The 12,634-nt window shown below is 65.5% G+C and carries 11 protein-coding genes; 4 read left to right on the plus strand and 7 right to left on the minus strand.

Annotated features, from left to right (window positions below; genetic code table 11):
* Positions 1 to 43: 43 nt before the first annotated feature.
* Both FNJ47_RS10650 and FNJ47_RS10655 read right to left on the minus strand, forming a co-directional pair.
* Positions 44 to 634 (minus strand): thiamine pyrophosphate-dependent enzyme, encoded by a 591-nt coding sequence (locus FNJ47_RS10650; RefSeq protein ID WP_163153036.1) that lies wholly within the window; start codon positions 632 to 634, stop codon positions 44 to 46.
* Positions 631 to 1,164 carry a thiamine pyrophosphate-binding protein gene (locus FNJ47_RS10655; protein ID WP_163153037.1) on the minus strand — a complete coding sequence of 178 codons (534 nt, stop codon included), beginning with the start codon at positions 1,162 to 1,164 and terminating at the stop codon, positions 631 to 633. The genes FNJ47_RS10650 and FNJ47_RS10655 overlap by 4 nt, the downstream gene beginning before the upstream one ends.
* A 211-nt stretch (positions 1,165 to 1,375) precedes the next feature.
* Here FNJ47_RS10655 and FNJ47_RS10660 point away from each other — a divergent pair, with 211 nt between their 5' ends.
* The 4 genes from FNJ47_RS10660 (at position 1,376) to FNJ47_RS10675 (ending at position 6,682) form a co-directional block, all read left to right on the plus strand.
* The gene (locus tag FNJ47_RS10660) at positions 1,376 to 2,599 is read left to right on the plus strand and encodes a cytochrome P450 (RefSeq protein ID WP_163153038.1); all 1,224 of its coding nucleotides are present in this window, start codon (positions 1,376 to 1,378) and stop codon (positions 2,597 to 2,599) included.
* A 124-nt stretch (positions 2,600 to 2,723) separates the two neighbouring features.
* The gene (rocD, locus tag FNJ47_RS10665; protein ID WP_163153039.1) at positions 2,724 to 3,938 is read left to right on the plus strand and encodes an ornithine--oxo-acid transaminase; all 1,215 of its coding nucleotides are present in this window, start codon (positions 2,724 to 2,726) and stop codon (positions 3,936 to 3,938) included.
* 515 nt (positions 3,939 to 4,453) lie between these two features.
* A complete protein-coding gene (locus FNJ47_RS10670) occupies positions 4,454 to 5,863 on the plus strand; it encodes a Spy/CpxP family protein refolding chaperone (protein WP_235999808.1) in 1,410 nt (469 codons plus the stop codon).
* Positions 5,864 to 5,989: 126 nt separating this feature from the next.
* Positions 5,990 to 6,682 (plus strand): potassium channel family protein, encoded by a 693-nt coding sequence (locus tag FNJ47_RS10675; RefSeq protein ID WP_163153041.1) that lies wholly within the window; start codon positions 5,990 to 5,992, stop codon positions 6,680 to 6,682.
* Between the two features lie 24 nt (positions 6,683 to 6,706).
* On the opposite strand, the gene FNJ47_RS10680 is transcribed toward FNJ47_RS10675, so the two are convergent.
* The 5 genes from FNJ47_RS10680 to FNJ47_RS10700 form a co-directional block, all read right to left on the minus strand.
* Positions 6,707 to 7,852, minus strand: coding sequence for an alpha-hydroxy acid oxidase (locus tag FNJ47_RS10680; protein WP_163153042.1), 1,146 nt, complete (start codon positions 7,850 to 7,852; stop codon positions 6,707 to 6,709).
* 113 nt (positions 7,853 to 7,965) lie between these two features.
* The gene (locus tag FNJ47_RS10685; RefSeq protein WP_163153043.1) at positions 7,966 to 8,829 is read right to left on the minus strand and encodes a sugar phosphate isomerase/epimerase family protein; all 864 of its coding nucleotides are present in this window, start codon (positions 8,827 to 8,829) and stop codon (positions 7,966 to 7,968) included.
* Positions 8,829 to 10,022 carry a dihydrodipicolinate synthase family protein gene (locus FNJ47_RS10690; protein WP_163153044.1) on the minus strand — a complete coding sequence of 398 codons (1,194 nt, stop codon included), beginning with the start codon at positions 10,020 to 10,022 and terminating at the stop codon, positions 8,829 to 8,831. Before FNJ47_RS10690 ends, FNJ47_RS10685 begins: the two co-directional genes overlap by 1 nt.
* A gap of 15 nt (positions 10,023 to 10,037) precedes the next feature.
* A complete protein-coding gene (locus FNJ47_RS10695; protein ID WP_163153045.1) occupies positions 10,038 to 11,189 on the minus strand; it encodes a Gfo/Idh/MocA family protein in 1,152 nt (383 codons plus the stop codon).
* Complete coding sequence (locus FNJ47_RS10700) at positions 11,186 to 12,592, minus strand: hypothetical protein (protein ID WP_163153046.1); 1,407 nt, start codon at positions 12,590 to 12,592, stop codon at positions 11,186 to 11,188. The genes FNJ47_RS10695 and FNJ47_RS10700 overlap by 4 nt, the downstream gene beginning before the upstream one ends.
* Positions 12,593 to 12,634 lie beyond the last annotated feature (42 nt).

Raw genomic sequence — 12,634 nt, forward strand, 5'->3', positions numbered from 1 at the left:
ACTTTACCGAAAGTCAAGGTTCTATTGCACCGCGAAAGCCACTTTAAATTGGAGTGTGGCCGATCGATCCCCTGATGCGGTTCACGATGTAGGTGCCGTCGCGGCTGGACAGCACGCGCTCCAGATTGGCCCCGTCGATCTTCGCGCTCGCAAACCGCGGCCCTGCCGTAACGTCTTGCAAAGACGAAGCAAAAGCCTCGACCTCCGCCATCGTGCTGATCGCGCGGCTATCTCCGATTCCGCAGGCTTTGGCAACACCGACGAGGTCGGCGGTTCCACCGGTGTGGCTGGTCTGGCCGCCGGTCTCACCATAGGCCTCGTTGTCGAGCACGATGATCGAGAGGTTTTTGGGCTGCTGCAGCCCGACGGTCGCCAGACTCCCCATGCCCATCAGCATCTCGCCGTCACCGGTGATCACGATGACCGGCAGCGTCGGCTGGGCCAGCGCCAGGCCGAGCCCGATCATCACGGCGCCGCCCATGCCGCCCCAGAGATAGAAGTTGCGGTCGTGGTCGCCGGCCGCGGCGATGTCGTAGGTGGAGGCGCCGAGGCCGCCGATCGCGAAGGCGCCCTTGCGATCCCTGAGCAGTTCGGAAACCACGGCGCGGCGGTCGAGGAGATTGGCTTTGCTCATTTGGTGAAGACCTTTGCTCCGATCAGGCGCTGCGACAGCAGGACGGCGGTCGGCGTGCAGGCGTTGTAGGCCTGCGCCGCGCCGGCCTCGACGACCTCGCGGACCTCATCAGGGCGCGAAGCGCGCAGCACCTTGATCCCCGACAGTTCGAGAATGCCTTGGGTGTTCGAGCCCATCGGCACCTGCCAGGGATTGAACTCGCCCCATTCGCCGCGCATCGTCACCAGCGTGAGGAACGGCAGGCGGAAGATCTGCACCAGCGACAGCATGTTGATGCAATTGCCGACGCCGCTCGATTGCATCAGCAGCACGCCGCGCTGGCCGCCGGCCCAGGCGCCTGCCAGCAGTGCGACGCCCTCTTCCTCGGTGGTCAGCGCGATGCCGCGCATCGAGGACGATCCCAGCACGCGCTCGATCAGTTCGGAATGTCCGGCGTCCGGCACGTAGGGCACCTGACGCACCTCGAAGCGCTGCAAGATCGAGAAAATCTCCTCGGGCCAGGAGGCCGCGGTCTCAGCACGGGCATGCATCGGCGTTTCCGGTTCTCTATTGCTTATTGGCCGCGACTGTAGAGGGGCGCGCGCGCTTCATCAAAGCGCAATACCGCATATGGCTCTGCGATTTACAGGCATCGCGCGGCGCACCCGCGCTGGTCCTCACTCCCCGCAAATTGTATTGCGCGGCCGCTGCCCGCGGCTTACGATAGTTGCAAATGAAACTAATAAGGGTTGGATATCCGCCATGAACGGGCACGCGCGAGAGCTGGCTGACGGCTTCGACCTGGAAAAGCTGACGCCGAAGTTCTACGCGAACCCCTACCCGACCTATCGCGCGCTGCGCGAGCACGCACCGGTCAAGCGCCTGCCGAACGGCTGCTATTTTCTCACCCGCTACGACGACCTGATCGCTGCCTACAAGAACACCAAGGCGTTCTCCTCCGACAAGAAGAAGGAGTTCCTGCCGAAATACGGCAACTCGCTGCTCTACGAGCACCACACGACGAGCCTCGTCTTCAACGATCCGCCGGCGCACACCCGCGTGCGGCGGTTGATCATGGGCGCGTTGTCGCCGCGTGCGATCGCCGGCATGGAGCCGGACCTGATCGCGCTGGTCGACAGCCTGCTCGACCGGATCGCCACGAAAGGCCACTTCGAGCTGATCGAGGATTTCGCCTCGGCTATCCCGGTCGAGGTGATCGGCAATCTGCTCGACGTGCCGCATGACGAGCGCGAGCCGCTGCGCGACTGGTCGCTTGCGATTCTCGGCGCGCTGGAGCCCGTGATCGCCAAGGAGGCGTTCGACCGCGGCAACGATGCCGTGAAGGATTTCCTCGCCTATCTCGAAACCCTCGTCGAACGCCGCCGCGCCAAACCGGGCAATCCCGAGCGCGATGTGCTGACGCGATTGATCCGGGGTGAGGAGAATGGCGAGCGGCTGACGGCAAAGGAATTGCTGCACAACTGCATCTTCCTGCTCAACGCCGGCCACGAGACCACGACCAATCTGATCGGCAACGGGCTGGTGACGCTCGCCCAATATCCCGATCAGAAGCAGCGGCTGATTGAACAGCCGGAGCTGATCAAGACCGCGGTCGAGGAGATGCTGCGCTACGAAAGCTCGAACCAGCTCGGCAACCGCATGATCGTGGAGGAGACCGAGCTCGGCGGCATCAAGCTGCCGGCCGGTACGCTGGTCACGCTGTGCATCGGCGCCGCCAACCGCGACCCCGCACAATTCCCCAACCCCGAAGGCTTCGACGTCGCACGCACGCCGAACCGTCACCTCGCCTTCGGCACCGGCGCGCATCAATGCGCAGGCATGGCGCTGGCGCGCCTCGAAGGCGCCATCGCGATCGCGCGCTTCCTTCAGCGCTTCCCGAACTATTCGCTCGACGGCGCGCCGGTGCGCGGCGGCCGGGTTCGCTTCCGTGGCTTCCTCAGCGTGCCATGCAGCATCAAGGCCTAGGACAGGTTATCGCCTCCTGCGAATTTGGCCAGTGACTCCACTTCCCTGTGGAGGAACTGATGCCCAAATCAGCTGTAGGCGCGCATTGATGTAATCTGGCGCGCGACAGCGGGAGTGACGCAGGATGAGTCCATCGGTCACTGATCTCCTCGCAACCGAAGCGCAGTTCGGCACCTACAATTACGAGCCGATCGGGGTCATGCTGTCCCGCGGCGAAGGCGTCTGGGTCTGGGACACCGATGGTAACCGGTATCTCGATTGTCTCTCCGCCTATTCGGCGGTGAGCCAGGGCCACTGTCATCCGAAGATCCTGGCAGCAATGATCGAGCAGGCGCATCGGCTGACGTTGACCTCGCGCGCCTTCCACAACGACCAGCTCGCTCCCTTCTACCGCGAGCTCGCGGAGCTGACCGGCTCGCACAAGGTGCTGCCGATGAACAGCGGCGCCGAAGCGGTGGAGAGCGCGATCAAGTCGGTGCGCAAATGGGCCTATGAGGTCAAGGGCGTGCCGGACGGACAGGCCGAGATCATCGTCTGCGCCAATAATTTTCACGGGCGCACGCTCGGCATCGTCGGCTTCTCGACCGACCCGGCATCGCGCGATCATTTCGGCCCGTTCGCGCCGGGCTTCAAGATCATCCCGTTCGGCGATGCCGCGGCACTTGAGCAGGCGATCACGCCGAACACCGCGGCCTTCCTGGTCGAGCCGGTCCAGGGCGAAGCCGGCGTCATCATTCCCCCGCCGGGCTATTTCGCGCGCGTGCGCGAACTGTGCACCGCGCGCAATGTGATGCTCGTGCTCGACGAGATCCAGACCGGGCTCGGCCGCACCGGCAAGCTGCTCGCCGAGCAGCACGAGGGCATCGAGGCCGACGTGACGCTGCTGGGCAAGGCGCTATCGGGCGGCTTCTATCCGGTGTCGGCCGTGCTCTCCAACAACGCCGTGCTGGGCACGCTGCGGCCGGGCCAGCACGGCTCGACCTTCGGCGGCAACCCGCTGGCCTGTGCGGTGGCGCGCGCAGCGTTGCGCGTGCTGGTCGAGGAAGGCATGATCGAGAACGCGGCGCAACAAGGCGCCCGCTTTCTCGCCGGATTGCAGGACATCCGCGCCAACGTCATCCGCGAGGTGCGCGGGCGCGGTTTGATGCTGGCGATCGAACTACAACCGGAAGCCGGCGGCGCCCGCCGCTACTGCCTCGCGCTGCAGGCGCGTGGCATCCTCGCCAAGGACACCCACGAGCACACCATCCGCATCGCCCCGCCGCTGGTGATCACGGCCGACCAGGTCGACTGGGCGTTGGAGCGGATCACGGCTGCCCTCACCCAGGATGTTTCCTGACGGTTCCCAGCGTCGGAAGACCGCACCGCCGGCTACGGCCAACAAGAACAATTTCGACGTCTGCGCGTTGAAGCTCTACGGGCAGGTATGGACGGAGAGTCGCGCTCATGCCTTGCCGTCGCACTGGACTTATTGTCTTTTTGATTAGTGCCTCAATGCTCGTGGCGAGCGGCGGCGCGTCCGCCCAGCCGCACGTAAAGGGTGGACCGGCGGCACGTCCAGCCGCACCGCCAGCAATGGCGCGTCCTTCCGCGCCGATGGTGCACGCCGCCCCGCCCGCAATGGCGCGACCGCCAGCGATGGCTCGACCGGCCGCACCTGCGTTCCACGCCCCGCAGCGACCTGCGATGGCGCCACGCCCGGCGCCGCATTTCGCTGCCCCGTCACCGCGCCAGGCGCCCCATATCGCCGCGCCACGCGTTGCAACGCATCGACCCGAATTCCGTCGGGGGGCGCCGCCGCAGCGCCCTGCTCCTCATTTGGCCGCGCCATCACGCCCGGGCCCACCGTCGCGCTTGAGCGAACGACCGTCGCAGGCCGAGCGAATTCAACAGCGCGCGCAACAGCGACAGCAACTCGTCCAGCAACGCCAGCAGACTGTGCAGGAGCGGCAGCGTGACACGCTCTCGCGCCAGACCGCGGAGCGGCAAACCCGGATCGATCGTCTGCAGCAACGCGTGCAGCAGTTGCAGTCGCAGAATGTCCAGGGCGCACGCGCGCAACGCGTCCACGACCGCGCCCTGCAGGCACAGAACCGCCTGCTGCAGCGCGAGCAGCGCTCACAGCAAGCCGATCTTGCCCGGCAGCAGCGATTGGCACCGGCAGCGACGGTTGGGGCCGCCGCCGCGACCACCGCGGCGACGCAGGCGGCCCAGCGCGAGCGATTTGCCGCGCGCTTCCGCGAGCAGACAGGCGCGCAAAGCCAGGCCGCGCTTGCGGTGCGCCAAGGTGGCTGGGCGCCCCGGAATGCCTGGCGGCGCGGCCACCGCGCGGCGTTCGTGGCATGGCTTGGCCCGGTGTTCCTGCCTTACGCCTATTCGGACATCTTTGACTACACGTTCTGGCCCTATGCCTACGACCCCGGTTATTGGGCCTACGCCTATGACGACTTCGTCGACACCGTGTTCTGGGACACCAACAGCCCTTACTCCGCCTATGCAAGCATCGAGCCCGGCGATTATCCGGCGACCGCAGGCCGCACTCGATCCCGTCAACGCGCCGATACGAGCCCGCAGGCCATCAAGCAGCTGTGTGGTGAACCCGACAAGGGCGTCACGGCCTGGCCGCTTGCCGATATCGCGCGGGCGGTACGGCCGAACCAGCAGCAGCGTGCCTTGCTGGACGATCTGAAGGCTGCCGCGGCGCAGGCTGCCAATGTCTTCAAGGACTCCTGCACCGACAGCTATGCATTGACGCCAACCGGCCGCTTGCGGTCGATGCTGAACCGGATCAGCGCAACGCTCGATGCAATCAAGATCGTGCGGCCCGCCCTGGCGAATTTCTACGGCTCGCTCAGCGACGAGCAGCAGGCCCGCTTCAATGCGCTCGGTCCACATGTCGGCGAGCGTTCGCCGCAACAGCATGAGGCGACCGCGCAATCCGGAAATTGCGGCGATTCGAAATCCGACCTGGCCCAATTGCCGATCAACCGGATCGAGGCCTCGCTTCATCCGGCGGGCAAGCAGAAGGAAGCGCTCGACCGCTTGAGCGACGCGACCACGAAGGCCATTGCGGACCTGCAGGCGGCTTGCCCGAACGATGTGCCGCTGACCCCGGTCGGCCGGCTGGAGGCAATGCAGCACCGGCTCGAGGCCATGCAGAAGGCCGCGCAGCTGATCGAGCCTGCGCTGGACAAGTTCTACGCCACGCTGAGCAGCGAGCAGAAGGCACGCTTCAACACGCTGCAGCAGGTCGCGAGCCCCTGAGGCCGCCGGCCTGCGATCTTCACCGCCCGGTGCGCGCGACACCGGCCCCCCGTCTTGCCTTTGCGGCCGGCGCACAGCAATGTTCGGCACCGACATCCTGATGTCATGCCGAGTGGCGGGGCGGGAATGAAGCGCAATTGGACGAGCATCGGCGAGCTGCGCAAGCGCTGGGGCGATTCCCTGCTGACCGGGCTCACGGCCCTGATCATGATCATGATGTTCGTGATAGCGCCGCTCCAAGCCCTCGGCCTGTTCGAATTCCAGATCTTCGAGCTGCTGCTCGCGCTCTTCCTGGTCGGCGGCGTGTTCCTGATGTCGGGAAGCGCAATCGCCGTCACCGCGATGCTGGTTGCGCTTGCCATGATCGTCACGGGCGGAGTCCTGAGGCTGCGTTCGCCCTCGATCCTCGACCTCAATCTGTTCGCCGGCTCGTGGCTGATCGTCGGCATCACTCTCGCTGTGACGGTGGCTCGCGCGACGTTTGCGCCGGGCCGCGTCACCTATCACCGCGTGATCGGCGCCGTCCTGCTCTACCTATCCGTTGCCGTGATCTTCTCGGCACTCTACACCTTCATCGGCACGCTGCTGCCGAACGCCTTTTCCGGGATGAAGATGGAGGACAGTCCGGCGCTGGCGAACCAATTGATCTATTTCAGCTTCATGACGCTGACGACCACCGGCTATGGCGACGTCGCCCCGCTGCACCCGATCGCGCGCAGCCTGTGCAATCTCGAGGCGATCTTCGGCCAACTCTATCCCGCAACGCTGCTGGCGCGGCTCGTCACGCTCGAGATTACGCACAGCGATCAGGATTCGTGAGCGCGAGACGGATTGGTGGGGCGGCTATCTGAACCGCAGGTTTGCACGAGAGAGCTGGCTGATCGAGGAGCACCCCATCAGCCGCATGTCCCGCACCAGCTCCGCCTGCAGCAGACCGAGCGCCGCCTCGACTCCGGCCTGGCCGGCAGATGCCAGTGGATAGAGATAGAAGCGGCCGAGGCCGACGGCCTTGGCGCCCAGCGACAATGCCTTGAGCACGTGGCTGCCCCGCTTGATGCCGCCGTCCATCATCACGTCGATCCGGTCGCCCACGGCATCGACGATCTCGGCCAGCTGATCGAACGCCGCCCGCGAGCCGTCGAGCTGCCGGCCGCCGTGGTTGGACAGGATGATTCCGGTGCAGCCGATCTCGACAGCGCGCTTGGCATCCTCGACCGACATGATGCCCTTCAGGCAGAACTGGCCGTTCCACTGCCGGACCATCCCGGCGACGTCGTCCCATGTCATGGCGGGATCGAGCATTTCCGTGAAATAGCGCCCGATCGACATCGCACCGCCGCTCATGTCGACATGCTCGTCGAGTTGCGGCAGCTTGAAGCTCTCATGGGTGACGTAGTTGATGGCCCATGCCGGCTTGATGGCGAATTGCATCATGCCGCCGAGCGTCAGCCTGAACGGAATCGAGAACCCGGTGCGCAAATCGCGCTCGCGGTTGCCGCCGGTGATGCTGTCGACCGTCAGCATCATGACGTTGACGCCGGCCTGCTTGGCGCGCTGCATCATCGCCGTGTTCAAGCCGCGATCCCGGTGGAAATAGAACTGGTAGACCTGCGGCGTCGCGTAGGCCTTGCGCAACTCCTCGAGGCTCACGGTGCCGAGGGAGGACACGCCGAACATCGTGCCGAATTTCGATGCCGCCGCCGCGACGGCCCGCTCGCCATCATGATGAAACAGGCGCTGCAGCGCGGTAGGCGAACAATAAAATGGCGTGGCCAGCTTCTGTCCCATCACGTTGACCGAGAGATCGACGGTCTCCACGCCGCGCAGGACGTTGGGCACCAGGTCGCACCGCTCGAAGCTCGCGGTGTTCTGCCGGAGCGTCGCCTCGTCGTCGGCTCCGCCGTCGATATAATCGAAGATCGGCCCGGGAAGCCGCCGCCGCGCCAGTTCACGGAAGTCATGGAAATTGTGGCAATGACTCAAGCGCATGACGTGCTCCGAAGGTCCCGGACCGCGGCGTTCAACGGCTCTCAGTGCCGTTCACACCACAGCACCCGGAATAGCGGGCACGCTTTGCCTTGTCCACCGAACCGGTGGTCGGGTCAGACCACCGAGCGGTGCCGCTCGATGCAGGTCTCCAGCACCTCGTCCAGCGGCCGGCTCCACCAGTCATTCGAGAAGATCTCGATCTCCGAATAGCCGGCAAAGCCCTGCGCCTCGACCATCGCGCGGACCGATTTGATGTCGATGACGCCGTCGCCCATCATGCCGCGGTCGTTGAGGATGTCCTTGGTCGGCACCAGCCAGTCGCAGACGTGGAACGCGAGCAGGCGATCCTTCCCGGCGCGGGCGATCTGGCTCTTGAGCTCAGGATCCCACCAGATGTGATAGACGTCGAGCGCGACGCCGATGGCGCCGGTGCGGTCGGGATCGAGCGCGTCGCAGATGTCGAGCGCGTGCTTGGTCGTGTTCACGCAGGCGCGGTCGGCGGCATAGGCCGGATGCAGCGGCTCGATCGCAAGCGGCAGCTTGGCCTGCTTCGCATAGTCCAGCATCTCGGCGATGCCGTCATGCACCTGATTGCGCGCAGCGGCGATGTCCTTCGAGGCCATACTGCCCGGCCGCGAGTATTGCGGCAGGCCGCCCACCACCAGCACGATGCAGGACGCGCCGAGCGCCGCCGCCTCGTCGACTGCGCGGCGGTTGTCGTCGCGCGCCTCGCTGCGGTGCGCACTGTCAGCCGTGAACATGCCGCCGCGGCAATAGCCCGACAGATCGAGCCCGGCATCCCTGACCGCGCGCACGGCGCGATCGAGGCCGACGCCGGCGACCTGGTCGCGCCAGGGATCGATGGCGCGGATGCCATGGCGCGCGCAGGCGTCGATGATCGCGATGAGATCACCCTGCTTGCGGACCGTCGCCGTGTTCAGCGACAGCCAGCGGTGATCGTTGGAAAAATCACGCATCACGCGTCGATGCCGCGTGTGGTCAGGATGGCTTGCATCCGGCGCGTCGCGACTTCCGGATTGGCAAGCAGCCCCGCCTGGTCGGCGAGCCGGAACAGCTCGGCGAGATGCAGGGTCGAGCGCGCGCTCTCCTGTCCGCCGACCATCGTGAAGTGATCCTGATGCCCGTTGAGATAGGCCATGAACACGATGCCGGTTTTGTAGAAGCGCGTCGGCGCCTTGAAGATGTGGCGCGACAGCGGCACCGTCGGTCCCAGCACGTCATGGAAGCCGGCCTCATCGCCCGCCGCCAGCCGCGACAGCGCATAGGACGCCGCCGGCGCGATCGCGTCGAAGATGCCGAGCAGCGCGTGGGAGAAGCCCTTGTCATCGCCGGCGATCAGCTCGGCATAGTTGAAGTCGTCGCCGCTGTACATCTTGACGCGGGGATCGAGCCGGCGCCGCATGTCGATCTCGCGCTGCTTGTCGAGCAGCGAGACCTTGACGCCGTCGACCTTGGCCGCGTTCGCGTTGATGATCGCAACCGCCGTATCCATCGCCTTGTCGAGATCGGCGGTGCCCCAATAGCCCGATAGCGCCGGATCGAACATGTCGCCGAGCCAGTGGATGATCACGGGCTCCCGGACCTGCGACAGCACCCGGTCATAGACCTTTGCATAATCGTCCGCGGTCCTGCCGAGCTTGGCCAGCGCGCGCGAGGCCATCAGGATGATCCGCCCGCCGGCCTTCTCCACCGCCGCGATCTGCTCCTCATAGGCATGGATCACGTCGTCGATCGACCTGGCATCTTCCACAGCGAGATGATCGGTGCCGGCGCCCGAAAACACCAGCGCATTGCCCCTGGCCTTCGCCGCCTTCACCGAGCGTTGGATCAGTTCGAGCGAGGTTGCCCAGTCCAGCCCCATGCCGCGCTGCGCGGTGTCCATCGCCTCGGCGACGCCAAGACCGAGGTCCCAGACGCGCTCGCGGAATGCGATCGTCCTGTCCCAATCGATCGCAGCGCTCAGCCAGGGATCGACGTCGGCCCGCGGATCGGCGACCACATGTGCCGCCGAGAACGCCACACGATTGAGCGTGCCCTCGAGCTTCGCCGGAAAGGTCCGCGACGCTGCCAGGCGATAGGTCTCGATGCCCCCGCCCGTGATGGGGAGTTTCAGCGACAGCGACGAGATCGGCAGGACTGGCTTGTTCATGACAAAAGCCCTCTCTCAGACGACGATCGGGGCGACGTCGATCCAGCGCCGCTCCTTCCAGCTCTTCAGCGCGCATTCGGCAAGCTGCACGCCCTTGGCACCCTCGAGCAACGTATATTTGTAGGGCGCATCCTCGCAGACGTGGCGGATGAACATCTCCCACTGTTCCTTGAAGCCGTTATCGTAGACGACATTCTCCGGCAGCTTCTGCCAATCGGCATAGAAATCGTGCATCCGTTTCTCGTCCGGATTCCACACCGGCCGCGGCGTCGCCTGGCGCGCCTGGATCACGCAGTCGGTCAGGCCCGCCACCGCCGAGCCATGGGTGCCGTCGACCTGGAAGGTGACGAGGTCGTCGCGATAGACCCGCGTCACCCAGCTCATGTTGATATGCGCGATCACGCCGCCCTTCAGACGGAAGGTGGCGTAAGCGGAATCATCGGCGGTTGCCTGGTACTTCTTGCCCTTCTCGTCATAGCGCTCGGGGATATCTGTTGTCCCGATGCAGACCACGCTCTCGACCTCGCCGAACAGATTGTCGAGCACGTAGCGCCAGTGGCAGACCATATCGAGGATGATGCCGCCGCCGTCCTCGGCGCGGTAATTCCACGACGGCCGCTGCGCCTCCTGCCAACCGCCCTCGAACACCCAATAACCGAATTCGCCGCGCACCGAGAGCATGCGGCCGAAGAAACCGGAGTCGCGCAGGAAGGCGAGCTTCTTCAGGCCGGGCAGGAACAGCTTGTCCTGCACCGTGCCGTGCTTGAGGCCCTTGGCGTTGGCAAGCTTCACCACCGCGACGGCCTCCTCGAGATTGGTCGCGATCGGCTTCTCGCAATAGACGTGCTTGCCGGCGTTGATCGCCTTGGTCAGCAGCGAGGGCCGCGCCTGCGTGGTCGCGGCATCGAAGAACACCGTATCGCCCTCGTCGGCGAGCGCGCGATCGAGATCGGTGGTGTGGCGCTCGATATTGTAACGTTTCGCCAATGCGCCGACCTTCTCGGCGTCGCGGCCGACCAGGATCGGATCGGGCATGATGCGGTCGCCGTTCGAAAGCTGCACGCCGCCCTGCTCGCGGATCGCAACGATCGAGCGGATCAGATGCTGGTTGAGCCCCATCCGGCCGGTGACGCCGTTCATGATCAAGCCGAGGCGTTTGGTCGTCATACTTTCTGCTCCTGCGAAACGCGTGGTGTTGGCCGCTTGAGCGGCTGCATGGTGGACCAGTCCGGATGGATCGAACTGGCAAAGCCCGGTGCCGCGGCGATCGATCCGGTCAGGAGATCGCCGTCATGGATCGCGAGGCGGACCTTGCCGCCGGCGCGCGCGTAGAGATCGGGATGCGCGGTGAGGAAGGCGCCGGCTTCGTCAGCCGGAGTGTCGGCAAAGCCGTCGACGTAATGGTGGCCGTTGCGCTCGGCATGGGGGACGCCGATCAGCGCGCCGAGCGCGAGATCCTGCTGCACGCCGAGCCCTGCCTGGCAGGTCAGGTCCTCGCCGCTGATGAAATACTGGCCGCCCTCCGCGCTCCACACCGCCGCGCGCGCGGCGTTGATGACCGACTTGTAGATGCCCTTGCACGATTTCGACGAGATGCCGCGATAGCCGAGCGCCCGCGCCTGCGGGAAGGCATCGTAGGAATCGTCGGCCTCGTCGATGATGAAGTTCCGCGCGGCGAGCTTCCCGAGCGGCGAGGCCTTTGTGATGTCGCGCGGCATCGGCTGCTCGATATAGAGCAAGTTTGCGGCGATCGACCGCAGCGCCGCGTCATGGTCGAGCCGCTCGGCCAACGCGTTCAGTGCGGTAAGGTCGGCATATTGCTCGTTGGCGTCGAGCGTGATCCTGGTGGCGTAAGGCAGCTTTGCGAGCTCGCTGCCGATCCGCGCCAGCCGCGCCGCGTCATGCGCGGGATCGCCGTTCAGCTTGAGCTTGAAATAGCGTGCACCGGCATTCTCGTTCGCGTCGGCAACGCCGCCCTCGCCTTCGACCTTGTCGTCCATCCCGACCGTATGCCTGACGGCGACACGGTCGAGCCGCTTGCTATTCGACAGGAACCGCGCGATGGCGGCCTCGTCAATATCCAGCGTCAGCCGCGCGTCGATGCCGGCGATATTGCCGGCCATGCCGTCGAAGAAATTCGCGCCAGCCGCGCGCAGCAGCGCATCCAGGATTGCCTTGTCGATCTCGGCCGGGCCAAAGCCAGCGGCGAGCGCTGGAATGTCTTCCGCGGCACAAGCCGCGACCTGCGGACCGATACATGCGGCGTGCAGGCCGAAGGCGGTGTCGAAGCCCCTGTTTGCCAGATAGAGCTCGCGCGCAATCGCGAGCGAGCGGCGAAGGCCGTCGAGCGACTGCGCTTCCGTCAGATGCGACCGCTTGTCGAACCATTTCGGCGCCAGTATTTCGGCGCTGGCGCCGGTGGCGCGGCCCTTGCCCTCCACCTCGATCTCGACCCGCACGAACAGCTGCGTCGACGCGGTGATCGTCACCGCGCCGAAGCGGAACGGCCGGGCGAACATCAGCGGCCGATCGAAGAAGGCGATATCGTTGACTTTGAGTCGAAGCGGCATCGTAGGCTCGGGTGTTAGTCCAGCGACCCCTGCGTGAAGAAA

Origin of the sequence: Bradyrhizobium uaiense, assembly GCF_010811875.1 — a bacterium.
Taxonomy (GTDB): Bacteria; Pseudomonadota; Alphaproteobacteria; order Rhizobiales; family Xanthobacteraceae; genus Bradyrhizobium; species Bradyrhizobium uaiense.

Excerpts from the sequence above, each read along its gene's own strand:
- FNJ47_RS10660 (WP_163153038.1), top strand. The coding sequence starts at position 1,376 with ATGAACGGGCACGCGCGAGAGCTGGCTGACGGCTTCGACCTGGAAAAG.
- FNJ47_RS10685 (WP_163153043.1), bottom strand. The coding sequence starts at position 8,829 with ATGCGTGATTTTTCCAACGATCACCGCTGGCTGTCGCTGAACACGGCG.
- FNJ47_RS10675 (WP_163153041.1), top strand. The coding sequence starts at position 5,990 with ATGAAGCGCAATTGGACGAGCATCGGCGAGCTGCGCAAGCGCTGGGGC.
- FNJ47_RS10680 (WP_163153042.1), bottom strand. The coding sequence starts at position 7,852 with ATGCGCTTGAGTCATTGCCACAATTTCCATGACTTCCGTGAACTGGCG.
- FNJ47_RS10650 (WP_163153036.1), bottom strand. The coding sequence starts at position 634 with ATGAGCAAAGCCAATCTCCTCGACCGCCGCGCCGTGGTTTCCGAACTG.
- FNJ47_RS10655 (WP_163153037.1), bottom strand. The coding sequence starts at position 1,164 with ATGCATGCCCGTGCTGAGACCGCGGCCTCCTGGCCCGAGGAGATTTTC.
- FNJ47_RS10695 (WP_163153045.1), bottom strand. The coding sequence starts at position 11,189 with ATGACGACCAAACGCCTCGGCTTGATCATGAACGGCGTCACCGGCCGG.
- FNJ47_RS10690 (WP_163153044.1), bottom strand. The coding sequence starts at position 10,022 with ATGAACAAGCCAGTCCTGCCGATCTCGTCGCTGTCGCTGAAACTCCCC.
- FNJ47_RS10700 (WP_163153046.1), bottom strand. The coding sequence starts at position 12,592 with ATGCCGCTTCGACTCAAAGTCAACGATATCGCCTTCTTCGATCGGCCG.
- rocD (WP_163153039.1), top strand. The coding sequence starts at position 2,724 with ATGAGTCCATCGGTCACTGATCTCCTCGCAACCGAAGCGCAGTTCGGC.